The sequence below is a fragment of the Verrucomicrobiota bacterium genome, from assembly GCA_016200005.1.
In the GTDB taxonomy this organism is placed as follows: domain Bacteria; phylum Verrucomicrobiota; class Verrucomicrobiia; order Limisphaerales; family PALSA-1396; genus PALSA-1396.
The window spans coordinates 34,699-58,364 of record JACQFP010000042.1 but is presented as its reverse complement, the minus strand read 5'-3'; the positions used below and the strand labels follow the sequence as shown (position 1 = coordinate 58,364).

The following is a 23,666-nucleotide window of genomic DNA, read 5'->3' as shown; positions in this document are numbered from 1 at the left end:
ATGCAAGCGAGTTCAAAGCCGAATGCGGTGAAGCAAGTTGAAACGGCAACAGTTTTGTCCAGCGAACGAGAAGAGTTTGATTATGTCGTCGTCGGTGCGGGATCGGCCGGATGTGTCGTCGCCAGTCGCTTGACGGAGGATCGCGACACGAGCGTGTTGGTTCTGGAAGCGGGTGGGCCGGACGACAACCGGGAAATCCACGACCCTGCCGGCTACCTTTTGCTGCAAGGCCCGCAGTCGGGCGTGGATTGGAATTATCTGACGGAAGAAGAGCCGAACCTGAATCGTCGCCGCATTCCTTGGCCGCGCGGTAAGGTCGTAGGCGGAAGCAGCTCGATCAATTTCATGATCTACGTTCGCGGACATCGGCTTGATTACGATCACTGGAGTTCCCTTGGCAACGGCGGCTGGAGTTATGACGAGGTGCTGCCGTTCTTCAAGAAGTCGGAAGACTATGAGCGTGGCGCTTGTGCTTATCATGGCGTGGGCGGCCCGTTGAGCGTAACTACACCGCGTACGAAGGATTCAATTTGTTCGGGCTTCGTGGCTGCAGCGGGCGAGCGTGGGTTTGTCGGCGAGGATTGGGATTTCAATGGCGCGCAACAAGAAGGTGTCGGCGGTTTTTATCAGAAAACACTCAAGGCCGGTAAACGGCACAGCGCTGCGGCCGCCTTCCTGACGCCGCACCTGAGTCGCGCCAATCTTAAAGTGCAAACCCGCGCGCCCGCGACGCGCCTGGTCATCGAAGGCAAACGCGTGGTCGGTGTCGAATACCGGAAGGACAATGAAATCCGCCAGGCGCGTGCCCGACGCGAAGTGATTGTGAGCGGCGGCGCCGTCGAGTCACCAAAGTTGTTGCTGCTCTCCGGTCTCGGTCCGGCCGAACAACTTCGCGCCCACGGATTAAACGTGGTCGCGGATTTGCCGGGCGTGGGGCAAAACTTACAAGATCACCTGATGCTGCCGATTGCTTATGCCGTCAACAAACCGCCACCTCCGCAACCGGACCTCGAATCGGCCGGCCTCTTTGTCCGGTCGCGCGAAGCGAAAGCGACTGAGTCACCCAACCTTCAGTTCATGTTCATTCCATTCCTGAGCGCGCCGGAATTCAAAGCGTTGAACGTTCCCGTGCCGGTTTTCTGCCTGTTCCCCACCCTCACGCGCCCGCGCAGTTGCGGCAGCATCACACTCAAGTCGGCGAATCCGCTCGACCCGCCGGCGATTCGCGCCGGTTACTTGAACGACGAATCGGACCTGCGAGTGTTGATGGAAGGCGTCGAGTTGACGCGCGCGCTGGCAAACCACCGTGCCCTTGACGATTGGCGCGGTGTTCCTATTGATGAGTGGCCGAAAGCGCGAACGACCGAAGAAATCCGCGCGCAGATTCGCAACACGGCCACGACCATGTATCATCCTGCCGGCTCGTGCAAGATGGGGACGGACGCGCACGCCGTGGTGGACTCCCAATTGCGTGTTCGCGGTGTCGAGGGCCTGCGGGTGGCGGATGCGTCCATCATGCCCACGGTTGTCAACGGCAACACCAACGCGCCTTGCATCATGATCGGAGAGAAGGCGGCAGACTTGATTAGAAGTTCATGGGCAGGTTTGCCTCTGCACAAGAAGATGTTGCGCGCCGGGTCAATGTGATTACACTTTTACAGTATGAGTCATACAATAACAATTCGTCTTAACAAGGAACTGGCCGAGTGGCTGGCCCAGACCGCCAAGCGCACCGGCCTGCCCCAAGGCAAGGTTGTCCGCGATCAATTGGAAAAGGCCAAGGCGTCTGCCGGTGATCGGCCTTACATGCGTCTGGCCGGCAGCATTCGCGGTTTGCCACGGGACTTGTCGCGTCGCAAAGGATTCTCGCGTTCATGAAGGGGATCGCCGACACCGGGTTCCTGGTGGCATTCGTCAGCCGGGACGACGCCTTTCATGATTGGGCAGTCGGGTTGGCGGAGCAGATGGACGAGCCGCTGCTGACGTGCGAGCCGGTGCTGGCGGAGGCCGCGTTTCACCTGCGGAATTGCAGGTCCGTTTTTGAAATGCTCGCTGAGGGTGTCATCGCCCTTGCCTTTGACTGCAATGACCATTTGCCGCAGCTTGAGGCGCTGGCTGAACGCTATGCGGATCGCCAGCCCGATCTGGCGGACTTATGCTTGATCCGCATGAGCGAGCTTTTTCCGAAATACTCCGTCGTCACCGTGGATTGGGAGGACTTTCGGGTTTATCGGCGGAACAAACGTGAAACCATTCCAGTGATCTGTCCCCCGCAGAAATAAATGCCCTGGATTGTAAAAAACCTCTGGCTGATTCCCGCCCTGCCGATTCTGGCAGCGGGGTTAAGCGCGTTGGCGCCGCAGCGTTGTCGCAAATTCTCGGCGTCGTTGGCCATTGGTTCGATGGTTATTTCATTCCTGCTTTCGCTCTGCGCTTTTGCTCATGCGCTGCAACATGGGGGGCACGAAGCGTCGAAAGAGTTTTCCAACATCAACTGGTTTCAATTCGGCGATCAATGGCTGCAACTCGGCTGGGTACTCGACCCGCTCACGGCGGTGATGCTGGTGATGGTCACGTTCGTCGGTCTGCTGATTTTCATCTACAGCGTCGGCTACATGGCGCACGACGAAAACTTCACGCGCTTCTTCTGCTTCATGTCGCTCTTTGCCGGCGCGATGTTGGGGGTCGTCATCGCCAACAGCCTGTTGCTGCTTTTCATTTCGTGGGAGCTTGTCGGCCTCACGTCGTATCTGCTCATCGGCTTCTGGTATCACAAACCGAGCGCGGCGGCGGCGGCCAAAAAGGCGTTCATTGTCACGCGAATTGGTGATGTGGCGTTGCTGCTCGGCATGGTGTGGTTGTATTATACGAACGGCACTCTCGTTTTTTACGATGGAGGCACGGGTTGTTTGGAACGGGATGCATTGGAATCAATTTTTATCAGTGGGACCTGGGGACTTTCGGCAGCAACTGGAATTGGTCTTCTCATCTTCATGGGAGCGGCCGGTAAATCTGGTCAAGTACCGCTACACGTGTGGTTGCCGGACGCGATGGAAGGCCCAACTCCCGTCAGCGCTTTGATTCATGCGGCCACGATGGTGGCTGCAGGGGTGTTTCTTGTAGCCCGAATGTACCCGATTATGAGTTTGCAAGGGGGGGTACTTGATTCGCCGAACGTTCCGGCAACTCTGGAAGTGGTGACTTGGATCGGCGCCATCACCGCCGTCTTCGCCGCGAGCATTGCCGTCGCGCAAAACGACATCAAGCGCATCCTCGCTTACTCCACGGTTTCGCAACTCGGTTACATGATGATGGGTCTCGGCGTCGGTGGTGTGGCGGTGGGCATGTTCCATCTCATCACGCACGCCTTTTTCAAGGCGCTGCTCTTCATGGGCGCCGGTTCGGTGATTCACGGCTGCCATGACGAGCAGGACATCCGTCGCATGGGTGGATTGAAGAAGTACATGCCCGTGACTTTTGCGACCTACGCCATCGGTATGTTGGCGCTTGCGGGTTTCCCGCTGGTCTTCTCCGGCTTCTGGAGCAAGGACGCGATTCTGCACGCAGCGCACGATTGGTCGGTGTCGCAGATTCCTTTTTATCTCGGCTTATTCGGCGCATTTCTCACGGCGTTTTATATGACGCGGCAGGTGGCGCTGGTGTTCTTCGGTACTTATCGTAGCAGCGGACGTGAGTTCGCTCATTCTAATTCCGAAACCCACGACAAAACGAAGTTAGAGCCGACTCACGTCGGCTGCTACGAAAAAAAGGAAGAACCGCACGAAAGCTCGCTGGTGATGACGCTGCCCCTTGTCATGCTGGCAACCTGCGCGATTGGACTTGGCTTCATCGGCACGCCGGCTTGGCCGTGGTTTCAATCGTTTTTGGGTGAACACGACGCTGAAACAGGTTTCACGAGGAGCATCGTTTCGCTCATGGTGCTGTCGTCGGTGATTGTGTTTGCCGGTCTCGGTCTTGGCTGGTGGCTTTACGGACGCAAGCCGATTCAATCGCCGGACGAGAAGGACGTTTTGGAAAAGGCGCGGCCCGACCTCTACCCGCTGCTGGCGAACAAATACTTTGTTGATGAACTTTACGAGGCAACCGTCATCCGCTTCAACGCCTGGTGGGCGAAGGTTTGCACGATTCTTGACGAGCAGGTCTGGGGGGGAATGGTGCTGCTGGTTTTTTACGTGATTCTCGGTCTGTCTTTCGTGAGCCGCTTTTTTGACGAACTCGTTATCAATCTCGGCTTCGACCAAGGCTGTGAACGCGTCACGCTCAGCAGCAAACTCATGTCGCGGTTGCAGGATGGCCGCGTGCAAAATTATCTGCGCGTCATCGGCGTCGCGCTGGTGGTGCTGGTCTTGTTCCTGATTTGGGGAGGTGGGAAGTGAGTAGCCCTCCGATACTCACTGTGCTAACCCTGCTCCCGCTTCTCGGCGGGTTGATGGTCATCGGGATCGATGATCGTCTCAAACATCTTGCGCGACGTTTCGGTGTGATTTTCAGTCTGTTACCGCTGATGTTTGTTTGGATCCTCTGGAAACATTTTGACTCGGCATCTGGTGAGATTCAGTTCATTGAACGACATGAATGGATTCCGTCATTGGGAGTGCATTATTTCCTCGGCATAGATGGCTTGGGTCTTCTGATGGTCTTGCTCACTGCAATTGTTACTCCGATTGCTATTTTGTCATCGGGGTGCATCCGCGGTCGAGTCGGACTTTATCATGGGTTGGTTCTCTTACTCCAAGCGGGATTGTTTGGCACTTTCACGGCGCTGAATTTTTTTCATTGGTTCATTTTCTGGGAGTTGAGTTTGATCCCGGCGTTTTTCCTCGTGCGGCTTTGGGGCGGACCGCAACGCGCTCCGGCGGCAACGCAGTTCTTCATTTACACCATGGCCGGCAGCGTGGCGATGTTGCTGGCGTTTCTAGGAATTTATCTGGCCACGGGCACGTTCGATTTTATCCGGCTGGCCGAACTGGCGCGAACGGGTGAACTGGCGTCGGCACTGAATGCCAAACTGGGTTGGTACGGATTGACGCGGGAACAATTGCCATTGGTCATTTTCGGCGGTGTGCTCCTTGGGCTTGCCGTCAAAGTGCCGCTGATGCCATTTCACACCTGGCTGCCGGCGACCTACGCCGAAGCGCCCACGCCGGTGACGATGCTGCTCACGGGTCTGATGTCCAAGATGGGTGTCTATGGTTTTCTGCGGCTGTTGCTCCCGCTGTTTCCCGAACAAATGCGAATGATTCTGACGCCGCTGCTCTGGCTGGCGGTGATCACCATCATCTTCTCAGCCTGCGCTGCGTTCGCGCAAAAGGATTTGAAACGGATGCTCGCCTATTCATCAATCAACCACCTTGGCTATTGTCTGCTGGCCATTTTTGCAGTGGCGAAGTTCACTGGCAACGACGCGGCGCTGGCGACCGAGAAAGCCGCGGCGCTCAACGGCGTATTCCTGCAAATGTTCAATCACGGACTCACGGCGGCGACGCTGTTCATGTTCGTGGGCTTCCTCGAACAACGCAGTGGCGGTCCGCGTGGGTTGAACGACTTCGGCGGCGTGCGCAAAGTCGCGCCGGTGTATTGTGGATTGATGGGGATCGCGCTGTTTTCGTCGCTCGGACTGCCGGGGCTGAACGGGTTCATCGGCGAATTCCTGATATTCAAAGGCGTGTTTCCGCTCGCACCGTGGGCGGCAGCGCTGTCGGTGATCGGCCTGCTGGTCACGGCGATTTTCATCCTCACGATTTTGCAACGCGTCTTCAACGGGCCGCTGAATGAAAAATGGTCGAAGCTGCCCGACCTGACGCTGGGCGAACGCGTGCTGGTGGCGATACCCATCGCGCTGATGTTCGTGCTGGGGTTGTGGCCGCAACTGGTGCTCGGCGTCATCAACAGCACCGTCGTGCAGATGGTGGAGCAATTGAAGTTTTGACTGCGGATGAAAGCCAATTTTAACGCAGAGAAGACTGGAGAACGCAGAGGGACGCAGAGAATGTCCATTCTCAAAATCTCTGCGCCTCTCCGCACTCTCCGCGTCCTTTGCGTTGAAAGGTTTACACTGTCGGCGATCTGAATATGTTAGCCTGGACAATTTACATTTCATTTCTTGGCGTGCTGGTGCTGATGCTCCTGCCGAAGGGCAATGCGTCGGCGGCGCGGTGGGTTGCGTTGCTGACGGCGGTCGCAGGATTTCTGATCGCGCTGGCAGGCATTGTTGCACAACTTCAAAAGCCCCTGGAGTTGCGGGCACAGATTGAAACTGTCACCCACATTGCGTGGATTCCGTCGCTTGGCATCGAGCTTCATCTCGCGGCGGATGGAATCAGTTTGACGCTCGTTCTGTTGACCGGGATTGCGGCGGTGGTGGGGATATTATTTTCGTGGAATATCGAGCATCGGGCGAAGGAGTTCTTTGCGTTTTACCTCGCGCTCATCGGTGGCGTCTATGGCGTGTTCCTCAGTTTCGATCTGTTCCTGCTCTTCGTCTTTTACGAACTGGCGATCATTCCGAAATATTTTCTGATCGCGATCTGGGGTTCGACGCGCAAGGAATACGGCGCGATGAAACTGGCGCTCTACTCCTTCGTCGGTAGCGCGATGGTGCTGATCGGAATTGTGGCGGCCTTTGTCGTCGCCGGGTCGAAGACGATGAGTCTGCTGGAGCTGGCGAAGTATCCGTTCCCGGAACATTTCCAATACTGGGCGTTCCCTTTGGTGTTCGTGGGGTTTGCGATTCTGGCGGGTTTGTGGCCGTTTCACACATGGGCGCCAACCGGACACGTAGCCGCGCCGACGGCGGCGTCGATGTTGCTCGCGGGGGTGGTGATGAAGCTGGGCGCTTACGGCTGTTTGCGCGTGGCGATGACGCTGTTTCCGTTGGGGCTCGTGGCGTGGCGAAATGAAGTCGCTTTGCTCGCGGTCATCGGGATTGTCTATGGCGCGATGGTGGCGCTGGTGCAGAAGGATTTTAAATTTGTCATCGGTTATTCGAGCGTGAGTCACATGGGGTTTGTGTTGCTGGGGCTGGTGACGCTGAACGAAATCGGCTTGAGCGGCGCGGTGCTGCAGATGTTTTCCCACGGCATCATCGCGGGTCTGCTGTTCGCGGTGGTGGGGCGGATGGTTTACGACCGGACGCACACACGGGAATTGTCCGCGTTGGAAGGGATGAATCTGGCGAAGGCGATGCCGTTTGCCGCGATGACGTTTGTCGTGGCGAGTGTGGCATCGATGGGTTTGCCGGGGTTCAGCGGATTTGTGGCGGAGTTGCAGGTGCTCATCGGCGCGTGGCAGGCATTCCCAACATTCGCGGTTTTGGCTGGCGTCGGGATTCTGGTTGGTGTGGCTTACACGCTGCGTGTTTTACAAAAGGCTTTTTTTGGCGAACCGGCGAACCCCCTCACCCCGTCCCTCTCCCCATCGAAGGGGGAGAGGGTGGCCGATAGGCCGGGAGAGGGGCAACACGAACGAGAGCCAATCTCAATTCCCGAGCGGATTGGTGCGGTTATTTTGATCGCCACGTCGTTGGTCATCGGGCTTTACCCGCGCTTGTTGTTGGATTTGATTGTGCCGAGTTTTAGCTCGCCGTTGTTCGAGGGTTTGCGGAAGGGAGGTTTGTTTTGAGCGGGGTAAGTTATCTTGAAATGCTCAAGCTGGCGATCCCGGAAACCATCCTGGTGATCGCGGCGCTGGCGGTGCTGGCGGTCGATTTGGGCATCATGCGCGCGGAGGCGCGCCAGTATCGGATGATTTTGTCGGCGCTGATTTCTTGTGTTGGTTGCGCCGCTGCAATCTTCTGGATGTTCACCACGGAACAGCACGCAAACTTCTTGAACGGCAGCGGCATGTTAGTGGTTGACCCGTTGACACAACTCGTGCAGCAGGCCTTGCTGGTGCTGACGGTGTTCACGGTGCTGATTTCGATTGAAACCAATTTCACCGATCACGTGGGAGAATACTTCGCACTGCTGCTGCTGGCGACGGTCGGGATGATGTTCCTGGTCAGTTCGGAAAATGTGCTGATGATTTTCGTCTCGCTCGAACTGACCAGCCTGTCGCTCTATATCCTGACGGCTTTCAACAAGCAAAACGTCCAGTCTGCCGAAGCCGCGCTGAAATACTTTTTGTTCGGCGGGATGGCGGCGGCGTTCACCTTGTTTGGGTTGAGTCTGCTTTACGGGCTGACGGGAGAAATCAACTTGATCCAGCTCGCTGCAAAGTTGAAGGGGACTGCACTTGATCCGCTGCTGGTTGTGGCGATTGTGATGACGGTCATCGGGTTCGGTTTCAAAATTGCGGCGGTGCCGTTTCATCTCTGGGCGCCGGACGCGTATCAAGGCGCGCCGACGCCGAGCGCGGCGTTCATCGCGTCGGGTTCCAAGGTGGCCAGCTTTTTCATTCTCGCCAAAGTGATGATGCTGGGTTTCACCGGTGCGGAGGGGAGCGGCAACTGGCGTCATTACGAGTCCGGCTGGGTGCCGGTGCTGGCGATTCTGGCGGCTGGTTCGATGTTGCTGGGCAATCTGGTGGCGATCGTGCAGAGCAGCGTGAAACGTCTGCTCGCGTACTCGGCCATCGCTCACGCGGGCTACATGTTGCTCGGCGTGATGGTCCACGGGGAGCAGGGGTTCGCCTCGCTGCTCTATTACGCCGCGACCTACGGGTTGACGACCATTGGCGCTTTCGGTGTCGTCTCAGTGGTGCAGGAAAAAGCTGGCGGCGACAGTCTCTCTGACTTTGCCGGTTTGAGTCGGCGCGCGCCATTAATTTCCTTCTGCATGATGATTTTCATGTTGTCGCTGGCAGGGATTCCCCCGCTGGCCGGATTCTTTGGAAAGTTCTATCTTTTCACGGCTGCGATTGGCACCGACCCGAAAAATCTCGGCCTGCTTTGGCTGGTCGCGTTCGCCATCGCGATGAGCGCAGTGTCGCTTTACTACTATCTGCAAGTGCTCAAGCAGATTTACGTGGTGGACGCGCCGTCCAATGCGCCGGCCATTCGCACGCCGTTGTCGAGCAAAGTGGCTTTGGGCTTGCTGGCGCTGGGGGTGTTGGTGTTGGGCGCCGCACCGAATCTGGTTTTGGAAAGGTTGCTGGCGGCGATCAAGTCTGTCGGGTACTAAGAAGGAATCCACCAAAGGATATCAGCAATGCCCAGGCGAGAATTAAGAAGCGGGAAACAAGTTGCGGAATGGATCATGGATCTGTCCCTAAGTCTCGAACAGCCCGGCACGATGATTTTGATCGGTTCCGCCGCACTTCTTTGGCATGCGCATCATCGCGGGATCAACACCGAACTTCCTGAAGCCAGCATGGATGTTGATCCAATCACCGACAGCGATGAGATTGCCCGTCGTTGTTACGACTGCCTCATCGGTAGTGAATTTGAGAAGCAACACGGTTGGCACGTGAACTTGATGCCCGACTCTGTGCTGAACGAATTGCCGGCTGGCTGGAAACAACGGGCAGAAACTCAAAAGCACGGAAATCTCACTCTCATCGTTCCGCGACCGGCGGATTTACTCGTACCCAAATTGCGCCGCAATGAACCCCGCGACCTTAAGCATCACGAGTGGGCGTTGGCCATTGGGTTGATCGACAGATAATCGCAGTTGAACCGGAAGCCAAATCATAGTAATGATCCTACCATGCCGCAGAACGGAATTTTATACTCGGACTACGCCAAGCTCTATTACGGGCGAATGCTCTGGCAGCACCCGGAAACGCGCGCCCGTTTGGTTCGGCATTGGACAGATCCGCGTCACCCTCACGCCGGGCGCTTCGCCGAGTGGCGACAAGAGGTCGAGCAATTGCTGGCCAACCCGAAGGGGAGCGATGAACAGCTTGACCGGCAGTTACGGCAACGAGGCTTGAGCTTGCGCGTCGTAGTGCGGGAAATCCCGTCGGTTTTCGGTGACACGTACTAGAGCCAAGTAGCCGCATCAATTGAACGTTTTGAATCGATGTATTCTGCACGCCAACTTGAAACCGCGTTTTTGATTACAGTTATCGTCGCGGGCTGTTTGGTCGTGCGTTCGAGCGGTGCGGAACTCGAATCAGTCAGGGGTGCAACCAACGAGCATTGGGCTTTCAAAGCGCCGGTGCGACCGCAAGTTCCGTCTGTGAAGAAAACGGATTGGCCACGCAACAAAATCGATAATTTCATCCTCGCAAAATTGGAACAGAACAAACTCGTGCCGTCGCCGGAAGCGGATCGGGTGACGTTGATCCGGCGCTTGAGTTTCGATGTCCTCGGCCTGCCGCCCTCGCCGGAGGACGTAGATCAATTCGTACAGGATAAAAGTTCCGATGCCTATGAGAAACTGGTGGAACGATTGCTCGCTTCGCCGCGGTATGGCGAACGGTGGGCACGGCACTGGCTCGATGTGGTGCGCTTCGCCGAGAGCGACGGTTTCGAGACAAACCTCCAACGACCCAATGCCTGGCCATATCGCGACTATGTCATTCGTGCCTTCAACGAAGACAAACCCTACGACCAGTTCGTTCTCGAACAACTCGCGGGCGACACGCTCGGCAGCGACGAGGCCACGGCGTTCATCGTCGGCGGACCATGGGACCGCGTGAAGAGTCCGGACATCCAACTGACGCTGCAACAACGCAACGACGAATTGCATGACATGGTTTCAACCACGGGCAGCGCGTTTCTCGGGCTGACAGTCGGCTGCGCGCGCTGTCACGATCACAAGTTCGACCCGATTTCGCAGACGGATTACTACGCGATGCAGGCGATCTTCGCCGGCGTGCAGCACGGCGAGAGGGTTTTGCACACGCCGGACTACGAGCAACGCGTGAAGGCGGCGGATGAACTGCGCCCGGTGCTGGCGGAGTTGAGCAAAAAGTTGGAGCGGTTCGAATCACTGGCGCAAATCCAAGCTTCGTGGCCAAGCGAAACATCTGCGGTTGCTTCGGATTCCCAGTCGTCTCCGGCCACGAACCGATTCCCTTATCTCCGTTCACCAGTCCATCCGCGTAAGAACGTGGATCGCTTTGCGCCAGTGGAGGCGAAGTCCGTGCGCTTTACGATTTTGGAAACCACCGACAGCGAGCCGTGCATTGACGAGTTGGAAATTGTCTCTGCCGAAGAAAAACCGCGCAACGTGGCGCTGGCCGGGAAAGGCGCGAAGGCCAGCGCGTCCGGCACCTATGCTGGTTCCGATCTGCACAAGCTGGAACACATCAACGACGGAAAGTACGGCAATGGTCGCAGTTGGATTTCCAGCGAGCAGGGTAAAGGCTGGGTGCAAATTGAACTGCCCGATCACGTTGTCATCGACAAAATTATTTGGGCGCGCGACCGCGAGGAAAAATTCACCGACCGGCTGGCCACGAAATACAAAATCGAAGTCGCGACCCAAACCGACCAATGGAAACTGGTCGCCTCCTCCGATGACCGACGGCCCTACAAAGCCGGCGCCAAGGCGCAGTCGGATTATTCCGCCGACGGTCTGCCGGCTGGTGCCGCAGAGGAGCTTCAGAGTTTGCTCGACCAGATCAAGCTGATTGAAAAGCAACTCAAGCAGTCGACCGACTTTCAGCAGGTCTATGCCGGCAAATTCGTCAAGCCGGAAAGGACGTATCGATTGTTTCGCGGTGACCCAATGCAGAAGCGGGAAGCCGTGAAGCCCGCCGCGCTCTCTGAATTCGGAAAGAGAATTGAATTGCCGGAGGACGCGCCCGATACTGAGCGTCGCCTGGCCCTGGCGCGCTGGATCATCAATCCACAGAATCCATTGACTGCCCGCGTGATGGTAAATCGTCTCTGGCAACATCACTTCGGCGAGGGTTTGGTGGGCACGCCAAGCGATTTTGGCCGGAACGGAATCAAGCCGAGCAACCCGGAACTGCTCGACTGGCTGGCCACGGAATTCATGGCGCGCGGCTGGAGTCTCAAGGCGATGCACCGGTTGATTTTGCTTTCCAGCACGTACCGACAATCAACCAAGCCCAACCCCCACGCGTTGACGATCGATGCGTCGAACCGAATGCTCTGGCGTTTCCCGCCGCTGCGCCTGGAAGCCGAACCGATTCGCGACGCCATTCTCTCGGTGAGCGGCAAACTTGATTTGAAAATGGGCGGGCCGGGTTTTGATTTATTCGAACCGAATGACAACTACGTGAAGGTCTATAACTCGAAAAAGGAATTCGGGCCGGCCGATTGGCGGCGCATGGTCTATCAATCCAAACCGCGCATGCAACTGGACGATACCTTCGGCGCGTTTGATTGCCCGGACGCCGGACAGATTGCGCCCAAACGAAACGCGTCCACCACGCCCTTGCAGGCGCTTAACCTGTTGAACAGTTCGTTCATGCTCCAGCAGTCGGGATTTTTTGCGGAGCGTCTGAAGCAGGAAGCCGGCAATGATCCGAAGGCGCAGGCGCGAAGAGCATTCTGGCTTGCGTTCGGTCGCGAATCAACGAAGAGCGAGGTTGCGGCTTCGGTGAAGTTAATCAAGGAAAGCGGACTGTCGATATTTTGTCGCGCCCTGTTCAGCGCGAATGAGTTTTTGTATGTGTTCTAAGCACTTCACAGCGTTTGCTGTTTCATTATGAGCACCGAGCTTTCCCATGCCGGTCGTCGGTTGCTCGACCGACGCACGTTTCTGCAATTTGCCGGGACGGGTTTGGGCGGCATTGCGCTGGCGACGTTGCTTGGCGAGCAAGGTTTGATGGCGGCGGAAAGAGATCGTTCGCCGATCCGACCGCAAGTCCGTCCGGAGGCGCCGTTGGCTGCGCGGCCGCCGCATTTTCCGGCGAAAGCTAAACGCGTGTTGCTGATCTTTTGTTCCGGCGCATGTAGTCATCTTGACGCGTGGGATCACAAACCGGAGTTGATCAAGATGGATGGCAGGCCGCTGCCGGGCAATGAAAAGCTCATCACGTTTCAAGGCGAGCAGGGCAATCTCGTCAAGCCGATCTGGGAATTCAAACCACGCGGGCAAAGCGGCAAATACATTTCCGACCTGTTCCCCAACCTGGCGGAACTGGCGGATGACCTGTGCTTCATTCATTCCATGACCGCCAAGAGCAACACGCATGGTCCGGCGGAAAACCAGATGAGCACCGGCTTCACGCTGGACGGTTTTCCGAGCATGGGCGCGTGGGTTTCCTACGCGCTGGGGACCGAGTGCAGTGATCTACCTGCCTTTGTTGCCATTCCCGATCCGCGCGGCGTGCCGCAAATCGGCCCGCGCCAATGGGCCTCGGCTTTTCTGCCGGCGGTTTTTCAGGGTACGGCCTTCAATGCCGACAAACCGATTCCCAATCTGAACCGTCCTGAGCAGATTAGCGAAAGCGCCGCAACCTCCACGCGCGATTTTTTGAAATTCATCAACGACAAACATCTTGAGAAACATCCGGGCGACACCGACCTCAGCGCGCGGATTGCCAGTTACGAACTGGCAGCCAAGATGCAATTGCGCGCCGCGGAGGTCAGCGATTTATCCGGGGAAAGCGCCGTCACCCGCGAGTTGTATGGCGTCAACGATGCCAACAAGCTCAAGGCGGGTTATGCAAAAAATTGCCTGCTCGCTCGCCGGTTGCTGGAGCGTGACGTGCGGTTCGTTCAACTCTTCAACGGCTCTTATGCGATGGGCGAAGGTGTCGGCAACTGGGACGGGCATCGAAAACTGAAGGAACAATACTCAATCCACGCGGCGATCTTCGATCAACCTACCGCTGCCCTGTTGCGCGATTTGAAGGGCAGGGGTTTGTTGGAGGATACGCTGGTCGTCTGGACGACGGAGTTTGGTCGGATGCCGACGTTTCAAAAGGGCGCCAACGGGCGCGATCACAATCCGAAGGGATTCACGGTTTGGATGACCGGCGCCGGGGTGAAACGCGCCTTCAGTTACGGCGCCACGGATGAATTTGGTTATCAAGCCGCGGAGAACATTGCGACCATTTACGATCTTCACGCCACCATTCTGCATCTGCTGGGATTGGATCACGAGCGCCTGAGCTTCTATCACAACGGCATCGAACGTCGCCTCACTGATGTGCATGGGCAGGTGATCCGCGAAGTTTTGGCTTAATGGACCGTTGAATAGGTAGCCGCCGGAGTAACGAGACGGACCAAACGATGAACCGTCCACTCCGACTCATCACTTCGGCGGCTATTTGAAGAGCGAGAATTCCGCACAGTAATGGTGACGACTATTTCGCTTCAATTTCCCTGTCCAAATGATGCGTGAAGAGGTAACTCGCCGTCTGATAGTAAGCAATGGTGTCGTTCAGGAATTCTTCGTCGGGCGTTGTGGAAACAAGGCTCTCCTTGGCGTGATCGTATTGATAGAGATTCTTTTTTCGCACGGGTTGAAGTATTGCCAATCGGTTCTTTTGCAGGTAGCCCAGCTTTTGATAATTCGCGATGAAAGCGCGCTCATCGGACGGTTGCATTTTGAGAATGTCCTTTCCAAAAAAACGGCTGGGATAAGACCAGTTGAGCAATCCGAGCATGGTGGGTGCAAAGTCAATCTGGCTGCACAGCGCCGCCACCTTCCGGGGTTGGATCAGGTAGGGATTATAAATGAAAAGCGGAATCGCGTAGCCGTCAACGGGCAGCGCGGTCTTGCCGGCGCTGCTGGCGCAGTGGTCGGCGACGATGACGAACAGCGTGTTGGTGAACCACGGTTTCTCCCGCGCCTTGCGCAACAATTCGCCGATCGCGTAATCGGTGTATTTGACCGCGCCGTGCCGGCCGGTGTGCGACGGAATGTCAATCTTGCCGCCGGGAAAGGTGAAAGGCCGATGATTGGACGTGGTCATGACGAAGTGATGAAACGGTTTGCCTTTCGCATAGGATGAGTCCGCCTCTTTGAGCGCCCAGTTGAACAGGTCTTCGTCGCACGCGCCCCAGACATTGCCGAATGTGATCTCGCTTTTCGGCACCGAGGCGCGATCAACCAGCTTGTAACCGTTGTGCTCGAAAAAATAATTCATGTTGTCGAAATAGCCAAAGCCACCGTAGATGAATGCCGTGTCGTAGCCCCGCGATCGCAACACCGAGCCGAGTGTGAACATTTGCTCGTTGCCCGGTCGGCGGACAATGGATTGGCCGGGCGTGGGCGGCAGCGAGAGGACCAAGGCTTCCATGCCGCGCACTGTCCGGGTGCCGGTAGCGTAGAAATTGGTGAAGAACAGGCTCTGTTCGGCCAGCGCGTCGAGATTCGGAGTGAGGTGTTTGCGATTGCCCAGCGCACCGAGAAACTTGGCGCTCAGGCTTTCGACCGTGATTTGAATGACGTTGTAACGTTTCTCCTCGCCCTCGTTCTTGATAGAGCGCGTGATGTCGGTGGGTTCTTCCGAAAGCAATTGGGCGTTGTCCGTCCGCAACAATTTACGCAGACGCCCAAAGGCCACTTGGTCGTCGAGCGTGGGGTAAAACCGGTCGTAACTGAGTTCATTCTCCCGATAGGCAGCAAAAAAGGAGTAAATGCCGTCCTTGGCCAGCTCCTGGTTGAACACGTTGCCAAATTCGGGCACTTGACGGTTGTTGAGTACGAGAGTGAAGAAGATTGGCGGGATGAGAAGCACGACGGCCCAAACCCAACGACTTCGCCATCCGGACTGCGATTGTTGCCAGATTCGCAAACACCCGGTTTTCCAAAAACCGTAGAAGAGCAGCGCGGTGACGACGAACAGTCCACTAAAGATCAGCGGCAGTGGATAGGATTCCTGGATGTTGCCGATGACTTCGGTGGTATAGACGAGGTAATCGACGGCGATGAAATTGAATCGCGCACTAAACTCCTCCCAGAAAAACCATTCGGCAGCGGCCACAAATATCAAACCGTAGAGGCATACAAAATAAAATGTCGCGCTGAGAAAGCGGTGCACACGGCTGGCAAACCAGCGTTGCGGCAGCAGCGCCAGATACAGAATCATCGGGATGGTAAAGCAGGAAGCCGTCGCCAGATCGAAGAGGAAGCTGTAAGCGAAGACGCCGGCCAGCTTCAGCGGGTGTAGATCCATGTTGCGCCACGAATGAAACAGCAGGACCAGCCGGATGCCCAGGGCAACGGCCAGAAAGATAACGTAAAAGAGGGCCACGCCCCCCAAACGATGAGACAACAGTTTGCGCATACTCAGTCAGACAACAACGATAGCGGAATTTCATGGCGGTGTTCAATCAATAACCCCTGAACGACCAGAATATTCCGGTGCGCTGGAAACACCATTCAAAAACTTGTTGCATCTTCGTCGGCTCGTCACCGACAATCAAGGCGCGGACCGGTTTGAAGTGCCACCAGCCGCAGACCGTCCACTAATTTTTGCCGAACAACGGATGAAAGCAGAGTCGTTTAAGAATTTCGTGCTGGATCAATTGCGCGAAAATCCGGATGTGCAGTGCCGCCCCATGTTTGGCGGTTATGGGCTTTATGCGGACGCGCGCTTCTTTGGCATCATTCACGACGGCAAGCTTTATTTCAAAACGGACGAACACACCGTGGAGGATTACCTGGACGAACGAATGAAGCCCTTTAGGCCGGGCAAGAAGCAGAAGCTGAAGAATTATTACGAAGTTCCCGCGTTTGTGTTGGAAGACCACGAGGATCTGGCTCGCTGGGCAACCAAAGCCCTCAATCTCGAATCGAAATAAGCTCACTCATCCAGCGACTCCGCGCGCTTCTCCTCGAACCGACTATCACGCAACCCTGGCGTCGGAAGCCGAGCCTTTATCGAGATAAGCCATCAAACGGTCTAGTTCACTGGACAACTCGGCGACGACGCCGTCGAGCGCTTTTTTGTCGGCGTCCGAGAGTTCGCCGTAGCCGCGCATTCGCTTCGGCTCCAGTTCCGCAACGGCGATGCTGGCAAAAGCGAGGTGGCCGCGTGCCGCCCAAAGCGCGCCGCAAGTCGGCACGGTTCGGGTGATTTTCAAGTCCGTCATTATCCGCCGCATATCCTCGCGCACGCGGAGGAGGCAACCATGAATCACTTGGCGCTGCGTCGGCGTGTAGTCCTGCGTGTATTCCCGAAACGGCGAGGCTAAGCCTGCCGTCGCAAGAATACGTTCGGCTTCGGACATCAAATTGTCCACGTACCGGAACGTTGAAATGAGATGACGTTCGTGATTCTCGTTCACATCAATTACGGTTCCAGGACAAGATGAGCGCGCCGCTAACCAGGAGCAATGCTCCCAAGCCGAAACGTTGAGCAGAGGGACCGTAAAGCAGCAAGACGGCAAAAAGCGCGGCGAAGAGCACGTTTATTCTGTCCATCGGTGCAACACTTGGCGTCTCCGGTTGTCGCAACCCGCGAAAATGAAAAAACCAAGCCAAAGCGATCGCAAGACCGGAGAGTACCACCATGCACCGCACAGACCAGGACAACGCCAGTAAGGATATGGGTTTTTGATTCGCATACGCAAAAATCCAAACCAGCGCCAGAATTAATGTGGTGCGAATAGCCACGCGAAGGTTTGGAGAGATGCCCGCCCGAACCATCATCGCCATAAACCCGGCGACGCAGGCGGCCAGCAATGCCACAGTCACTTCATTCATAACGTCGGGTTTGATTTCGATCCGAGCGCGGTTGCCGTCGGGAAAATTTCGTGGATGCGACGGTCCAAATCCAGCAGCCGAAGGTCGAAAGGATTCTTCGGGTCGTATTTCCGCGTGGCCAGTTCGTCGAACAACTCGCGGAGGACAAGCGGGATTCCCGCAGAAAGATGATGCAATTCCTTGATGACATGCGTGGCATCAGGCGGAATCGCTCCACTTTGCACGGCGGCTTTCACGAGCGAGCGCGTCTCGGACAATTGGAACGGCTGAAGTCCGACGCGGACGAATTTCCAAAGGAATGGCCAGAAGTGGCCGATGTCCCAAGAGTGTTCTGAGCGGCAACAAATCCAGACAGGCACGCGCTCGCTCACGCAATCAAGGAAAGCACTGAGCTTGGGCGTCGTCCACGTCACGCCGTCAAAGACAACTGTCCGTCTCGCCTCCGCCAAAACTTTGAACAGCTTTTGCTTTCGCTGAATGAGTTTGAAACTTTCCGGGTGCAAACCGAGTTCATTTTCGAGCGCGTCGCAAGCCTCAGTCATTTTGGTGGTGTGCGGGCAGACAATCACCGGCAGGGTTTTACGGACGTGACTGATGAGGGCGGTTTTCCCCGTCCCGGCCAGGCCGAGAATCAGCACATGCTTGCGTTCTGAGTACAGTTTTTCGAGCTGCGCAACTTCTCGCGTCCTTCCGACGAATTGAAACGACGCATTCATAAGCCGACTGCCAAACTCGATAGAACGTTAGTCACTGTTTTACAATCAACACGCTGCAATGGGCGTGGTCGCTGATACGGTCGGCGGTGTCCCCGAGCAATCGTCCCCACAATTCGGAATGATCGCTGTGTCCGATGACGATCAGGTCGTACCTGCCGTCATCGGCGAATTTCACAATCGTTTTGGCTGGATGGCCTCGGCGGGTTTCGCATGGGATGTTGATACCGTGTTGCACGGCGACACCTTGGACTTCCTTTTGGCGTGCTTGGAAGTATTCGTCCGCCGCTTCCGACTCTTCCTCGTATTCGCCTGGCAGATCAGAGTAGCGCGGCAGCGGTTCACGCACCCAAAGCGCGGTGATTTCAGCGGTGAATTCCTTGGCGATGACCGCGGCACGCTGCAGAGCGGCTTTCCCGCCTTTTGAACCGTCATAACCGACGAGAATTTTCCTGAACATAACCTAGCCTTTCGTTGGAATGGGTTGAGCACTTGATTTCCCATTGATCTTGCGTTGATAAAGCCGGCCCCAGGCAATCATCACTTTGAGGCGCGGCTGGAAAAACTTCTGCGCGATGAGCGTTGGCACGAACGCGCTCAAAATCACCACGGTCACGAGCACGGTGTATTGCGTCTGGTCAATAATTTTATTTTGCAGACCGAACAGAGCGGAGATGGTACCGAAGGTCAGACCCGTTGCCATGAGCAGCGTGGTGTAGTTGGCCTCGCGCGTCCGCATGTAAAACACTTTCGTCAACGGCCAGACGCCAATGAACTTCGTCACCAGTTTGAGCGCCAGCAACACCATGATGATTCCCAGCGCCGCCCACAACGCAGGCAGTGAAACATACAGGCCCGCTTTGATAAAATAAAACGGCGTAAAGATCGTAAATGCGATGCTGCGCATCCGATGAACCAGGGTTTTGTCGCGCAGAAATACCCCCGCCACGACGAGTCCGACGAGATAAGCCGGCAGCACTGCTTCACTTTTGGCTGTGGATGCCAGGCCACCGAGAAAAAACAAAACCAGAAACAGAAACTTCACTTCTGGCTCGCTGACCCGCGTTGCGCCGAGGCGCGTGATGATCAGTTGCGTCCACGTCGGCATGAACCAAAGCATGACCGAAAGAATGACCACGAACGCAAGCAGCCAAATGTTGAAGTTGGCGAACAACGTGCCAAGCGCCAGCACTGTGCCGAAATCGGTAATGAAGCAAGCCGCTAAAATTGTCTTGCCCAATGACGTGTTGCTGAATCCGCCCTCAATCATTACGGCATACACCACAGCGACCGACGTGGTGGACAAAGCGATGCCCGCGATTTGCGCCTGATGCAGCGGCCAGCCGAGCACGAATTGGGCAAACGCCCACACCGCCAAAAATGGCAGCAGGAAGGATAGAATGCCGATACTCAAACTGGCGCGTAGATTGGCGCGGAGGGACGCCGGATCGATTTCCGCTCCGGCTAAAAAAGTCAAAACGCCGCTACCTAACATGGCGAGAAAATTAGTCCACTCCGTTGTGCGCAGCAGGTGGTGGTACTGGCCAAAGTGAATGTTTCCGACAATCACTCCTACCACGATTTCAATCAGGGCCACTGAAATGCCCAGCCGGATGGAGATGAGGCTCGCCAGCAATGCCAGTCCCATCCAAAACGCGGCGATGAACCAGATGTTCTCCATCTTTAGGTCGCTTCCTCAGGTTGCGGTGGCCGCACATCTGGATCACCGCGATAATCAATCACCTTTGCCTTTTCCAACGTCACCAACCCGCCTCTCATCATTCTGTCCAGGACGGGCAGGAAGCCTTGGATTGTTTCTTCCGTGTCAACGATCTCAATCACCAGCGGCAGATCCATTGAAAGCCGAAGAAGCTTCGCGGTATGGAGTCGGCTTGATTTACCGAAGCCCATTGGCCCGCGCAGCACCGTCGCGCCGGCGAGATGCATTTCACGCGCCTTGAGCACGATGGCTTCGTAGAGCGGCTGGTGGTTACATCGGTCGCTTTCGCCGAGAAAGATACGCAACAAAACGGCTTCGTGAGGGAGGTGCATATCAGCGACCTTTCGTCGAATTGAGGTTTACGGCTGGCAGCCCGCCACTGACGATTATCCAGAGATAGCTCATAAGACTTCTACCGCACACGAATGCTCGGTAGGAGTCATCAGCTCTGAGAATTGCTCAGGCGGTTTTCCCTTGCGGAAGGGCAAACTCCATTGCCGGAAAAACAATCAAGATCAGAGCCAACGTTGTCAAATGCAAAACGGGAAAGCGTGGATGCAGCCCGGCCACCGTGGGTTGCCTCACTCATGCGGCGCAAGCTTGGGCAAGGCTGACTTCTCTCGCACCCGGAGCATCAGGTAATACACGGTCGGCGTCGCCACAAGCGACAACAGCACCGAAATACAGAGAGCACCGATGACCGCGATAGCCAGCGGTTTGAGCATTGCCGCGCCCGTGCCGATCCCCCAAGCCAGCGGCAACATGCCAAACGCGGCAGCCATGGAAGTCATCAGCACTGGCCGTAAACGCCGGTGGCCGGAGCGAACCAGAGCGTCCTCCAGGCTCGCGCCGTCCGCTCGCAAATGCCCCACGAAATCCAGCATAAGGATGCCGTTCTTCGCCACGATGCCGACGCCGATGATCGCGCCGAGAAAACTGACGATGTTGAGCGATGTATGGGTGAGCCAAAGCGCGAACACCGTGCCGAACAGCGCCAGTACCGCGCCAAACACGATGGAAATTGGCTCATAGAACGACCGGAATTCAATCAGCAGCACGGTGAACACCAGGAAAATGGCCATCAGCAGGACCATCAGTAGATTGCGGAAAGACTCCTGTTGCTGTTGGTAAAGCCCGCCAAACTCGACTGAGCCGGGCGGCAATGTTTCGTCCTGACTCAAAGCCGCCCGAATTTCCGCCATTACGCTCCCGAGATCGCGGCCTTCGAGCCGCGCCGTCACCGCAACGTCCTGGCGCAAGTCTTCACGGCGGAGTTCGACCTGGCTTGGCTCTTCGATTACATCGGCGACTTGCGCCAGTTGCACCACTCCGCCAGCGGGTGTGCGGAGCGGCAGCGTGCGCAAAGTGGCAATTCGATCCATGCTCTTTGGGTCTGCCAGCACTCGAATAGCCACCACGCGGTCGCCTTCGAGCACCGTCGAGGCGACTTGGCCAAGCATTGCCGTGTTCACGGCGGCGGCGATGTCATCTGCGGTGAGACCAAACCGTTCGGCGTCCAGATGGCGCACGCGCAAGTTGAGGGAATTGCCGGTGAACATCAGCCCGTTGAAAGTGTCCACGACGCCTTTTACTTTTCGAATCTGCTCCTCGACTTGAGGCGCTTTCTGTTTCAGGAAGCTCAGGTCGGAGGAATAGATTTTGATTTCAATGGGCTGGGGCGACCACGTCAAGTCGCCTACCAGGTCGCTGAGAATGCCAGGGAATTCCCAAGTGATCGCCGGAAACCTTCGGCGAAACTCGGCCCGCAATTCCGCAATAACCTCCTCGGTGGATTTTTTTCGCCCCGGCTTGAGCTTGACGAGAAAATCGCCGGTGTGCGGTTCGGCGATGGCCAGCGCCAGCCGCGCGCCCGTCCGGCGCGAATAGCTTTCGATCTCCGGCGTGGCGCGCAGAATTTCTTCTGCCTGCAAGAGTTGGCGTGACGTCTCGGTGAGGCTCGTTCCGGGCGGAGCGAGATAGTCGATGACGAAGCCGCCTTCGTCCAACGGAGGCAGAAAGTCGCTTTCCAGCCGTTGGTAAATGACAACTGCTGCCACAAGCACACCGCCACACGCCAGCAACGTCAGCCATTCGTGGCGCAGTGTGGCGCGCACTGCCTTCTCATAAACACGAATCAGCCGCCGAAGCAGAAAGCCGCCTTCGGCATCTTTGGGCGCGCGCCCGTGCTCCAGATGCTGCCGGTCGCGAAGAAACCAAGCCGCCAATGACGGCATCAAGGTGATGGCCAGCACGAGCGAGGTCAGCAGCGATACGACCATCGTGAGCGCCAGCGCGCGAAAGAACACGCCCGCGATGCCTTCGAGAAACGCCAGCGGGAGGAACACGACGACCGGCGTGAGCGTTGAACCGACCAACGGAGCAAGAATCTCGCTTACTGCTTCCTCCACGCCCTCCACGCGGGAACGACCCGTGGCAATTTTGGTGTGGATCGCTTCGACAACCACGATGGCGTTGTCAATCACCAGGCCGATCGCGGCGGCGATGCCTCCAAGCGTCATCAGGTTGAAACTCATGCCCAGCACCTTCATCGCCAAGAGGGTGGCCAGCACCGTCACCGGGATGACGATGGTAGCCGTAAGCGTGCTGCCCCAGTTCTTCAAGAAAAGGTACAAGATAAGTACCGAGAGAATCAGGCCGAACAGGATCGCTTCCCAGGCGCTGCGCACCGATTCACGAACGAACAGGGATTGATCGTAAAAAAACGCCAGCTTCATGTCCGGCGGCAACTCAGTCTTGAGTTGCTGCAACTGCGCTTTCAACTGGCCGGCAATGTCCAGCGTGCTGCCGTCAGGTTGACTGCGGATGTTGAGCAGCACCGCGTTGACGCCTTCCGCGGTCACGACATTGAAGACTGGCTCTGGTCCGCGTTCCACTTTCGCCAAATCTCTCACGCGAATGGGATGGCCGTCGGTTACTATGACCACAAGGTCCTCGATGTCCTTCGCCGAATGCACGCGGCCATCCACGGTGGTGAGGTAAAGCCGGTAGTTCTCCTCGTGCATGCCCGCCGGAGAAATCAGGTTGTTTTTCAACAGGGCTTCCGTGATCTGCTGTAAGCCGAGATTCGCCGCCTGCAAGCGGATTGGATCCACGATCACGTGATATTCCGGCGCGCGACCACCGACCAGGTCCACACGCGCCACGCCGGGAATGGTCAGGAAGCGCGGCTTGAGATCATAGCGCGCCGTTTCCCAAAGCCGCGTGATGTCGCGCGTCGGACTGGTGAGGCTCACGCCAATAATCGGAAACGCCGAAAACGTCAGTCGCCACGTGGTCGTCTGCACTGTTGTGGGAAGAGTCGAGCGGATTTGCGCCAAACGGCCCAACACGTAAAGCTCGGACTGAACCATGTCCACATGCCAGTTGAAGAAGACGTTGATTTCCGCCGAGCCGCGTCCCGTCGCCGAGCGGATGGTGACTGTGCCGGGAATATCCTTCATGGCTTCCTCAATGGGCCGCGTGATGGTCGCCATCATTTCGTCGGCCGGCATCACACCATTGTCAGCGAGGATCACCACGCGCGGGAAGTTCGTCTGCGGGAACACTGATGACGGCATTTGGAACGCCGCATAAATCCCCGCCACACACAAGGCAACCGCAATGAAGGTGATGGACAGCGCGTGATGCGTGGCGAACCGGCCCAGAAACGAACTATTGTCTATTTTCATGCGA

Annotated in this window: 20 protein-coding genes; 12 read left to right on the top strand and 8 right to left on the bottom strand. The window is 56.7% G+C overall.

The features are described 5' to 3' along the window. The 11 genes from HY298_15080 (at position 1) to HY298_15030 (ending at position 14,069) form a co-directional block, all read left to right on the top strand. Complete coding sequence (locus tag HY298_15080; GenBank protein ID MBI3851580.1) at positions 1–1,647, top strand: GMC family oxidoreductase N-terminal domain-containing protein; 1,647 nt, start codon at positions 1–3, stop codon at positions 1,645–1,647. Positions 1,648–1,662: 15 nt separating this feature from the next. Beyond that, positions 1,663–1,878, top strand: a complete 216-nt coding sequence (locus tag HY298_15075; GenBank protein ID MBI3851579.1) for a hypothetical protein — start codon at positions 1,663–1,665, stop codon at positions 1,876–1,878. Next, positions 1,875–2,282 (top strand): PIN domain-containing protein, encoded by a 408-nt coding sequence (locus HY298_15070; protein ID MBI3851578.1) that lies wholly within the window; start codon positions 1,875–1,877, stop codon positions 2,280–2,282. The genes HY298_15075 and HY298_15070 overlap by 4 nt, the downstream gene beginning before the upstream one ends. Continuing rightward, positions 2,283–4,397, top strand: a complete 2,115-nt coding sequence (nuoL, locus tag HY298_15065) for an NADH-quinone oxidoreductase subunit L (GenBank protein ID MBI3851577.1) — start codon at positions 2,283–2,285, stop codon at positions 4,395–4,397. Then, positions 4,394–5,950, top strand: a complete 1,557-nt coding sequence (locus tag HY298_15060) for an NADH-quinone oxidoreductase subunit M (GenBank protein MBI3851576.1) — start codon at positions 4,394–4,396, stop codon at positions 5,948–5,950. Before nuoL ends, HY298_15060 begins: the two co-directional genes overlap by 4 nt. Before the next feature lie 143 nt (positions 5,951–6,093). Next, the gene (locus tag HY298_15055) at positions 6,094–7,641 is read left to right on the top strand and encodes an NADH-quinone oxidoreductase subunit M (protein ID MBI3851575.1); all 1,548 of its coding nucleotides are present in this window, start codon (positions 6,094–6,096) and stop codon (positions 7,639–7,641) included. Beyond that, complete coding sequence (locus HY298_15050; protein ID MBI3851574.1) at positions 7,638–9,140, top strand: NADH-quinone oxidoreductase subunit N; 1,503 nt, start codon at positions 7,638–7,640, stop codon at positions 9,138–9,140. The genes HY298_15055 and HY298_15050 overlap by 4 nt, the downstream gene beginning before the upstream one ends. 27 nt (positions 9,141–9,167) lie before the next feature. After that, on the top strand, positions 9,168–9,623 hold the full coding sequence (locus HY298_15045) for a hypothetical protein (GenBank protein MBI3851573.1): 456 nt from the start codon (positions 9,168–9,170) through the stop codon (positions 9,621–9,623). 42 nt (positions 9,624–9,665) lie between these two features. Beyond that, a complete protein-coding gene (locus tag HY298_15040) occupies positions 9,666–9,944 on the top strand; it encodes a hypothetical protein (GenBank protein ID MBI3851572.1) in 279 nt (92 codons plus the stop codon). Positions 9,945–9,980: 36 nt separating this feature from the next. Continuing rightward, on the top strand, positions 9,981–12,557 hold the full coding sequence (locus HY298_15035; GenBank protein ID MBI3851571.1) for a DUF1553 domain-containing protein: 2,577 nt from the start codon (positions 9,981–9,983) through the stop codon (positions 12,555–12,557). A 27-nt stretch (positions 12,558–12,584) separates the two neighbouring features. Then, positions 12,585–14,069 carry a DUF1501 domain-containing protein gene (locus HY298_15030; protein MBI3851570.1) on the top strand — a complete coding sequence of 495 codons (1,485 nt, stop codon included), beginning with the start codon at positions 12,585–12,587 and terminating at the stop codon, positions 14,067–14,069. A 121-nt stretch (positions 14,070–14,190) separates the two neighbouring features. On the opposite strand, the gene HY298_15025 is transcribed toward HY298_15030, so the two are convergent. Further along, complete coding sequence (locus HY298_15025; GenBank protein ID MBI3851569.1) at positions 14,191–16,119, bottom strand: sulfatase-like hydrolase/transferase; 1,929 nt, start codon at positions 16,117–16,119, stop codon at positions 14,191–14,193. Positions 16,120–16,222: 103 nt separating this feature from the next. Between HY298_15025 and HY298_15020 the strand changes: the two genes are divergently transcribed. Further along, positions 16,223–16,636, top strand: a complete 414-nt coding sequence (locus tag HY298_15020) for a TfoX/Sxy family protein (GenBank protein MBI3851568.1) — start codon at positions 16,223–16,225, stop codon at positions 16,634–16,636. A gap of 45 nt (positions 16,637–16,681) precedes the next feature. Here HY298_15020 and HY298_15015 read toward each other — a convergent pair whose 3' ends face one another. The 7 genes from HY298_15015 to HY298_14985 form a co-directional block, all read right to left on the bottom strand. Further along, the gene (locus tag HY298_15015) at positions 16,682–17,122 is read right to left on the bottom strand and encodes a hypothetical protein (protein ID MBI3851567.1); all 441 of its coding nucleotides are present in this window, start codon (positions 17,120–17,122) and stop codon (positions 16,682–16,684) included. 1 nt (position 17,123) lies between these two features. After that, positions 17,124–17,525, bottom strand: a complete 402-nt coding sequence (locus HY298_15010; protein MBI3851566.1) for an EamA family transporter — start codon at positions 17,523–17,525, stop codon at positions 17,124–17,126. Between the two features lie 11 nt (positions 17,526–17,536). Beyond that, positions 17,537–18,256, bottom strand: coding sequence for a hypothetical protein (locus HY298_15005; protein ID MBI3851565.1), 720 nt, complete (start codon positions 18,254–18,256; stop codon positions 17,537–17,539). Positions 18,257–18,287: 31 nt separating this feature from the next. Continuing rightward, positions 18,288–18,713, bottom strand: coding sequence for a universal stress protein (locus HY298_15000; GenBank protein ID MBI3851564.1), 426 nt, complete (start codon positions 18,711–18,713; stop codon positions 18,288–18,290). Positions 18,714–18,716: 3 nt separating this feature from the next. Then, positions 18,717–19,934 (bottom strand): cation:proton antiporter, encoded by a 1,218-nt coding sequence (locus HY298_14995; protein MBI3851563.1) that lies wholly within the window; start codon positions 19,932–19,934, stop codon positions 18,717–18,719. A gap of 2 nt (positions 19,935–19,936) precedes the next feature. Further along, complete coding sequence (locus HY298_14990; protein ID MBI3851562.1) at positions 19,937–20,305, bottom strand: DUF190 domain-containing protein; 369 nt, start codon at positions 20,303–20,305, stop codon at positions 19,937–19,939. Positions 20,306–20,554: 249 nt separating this feature from the next. Then, positions 20,555–23,662, bottom strand: a complete 3,108-nt coding sequence (locus tag HY298_14985) for an efflux RND transporter permease subunit (protein ID MBI3851561.1) — start codon at positions 23,660–23,662, stop codon at positions 20,555–20,557. Positions 23,663–23,666 lie beyond the last annotated feature (4 nt).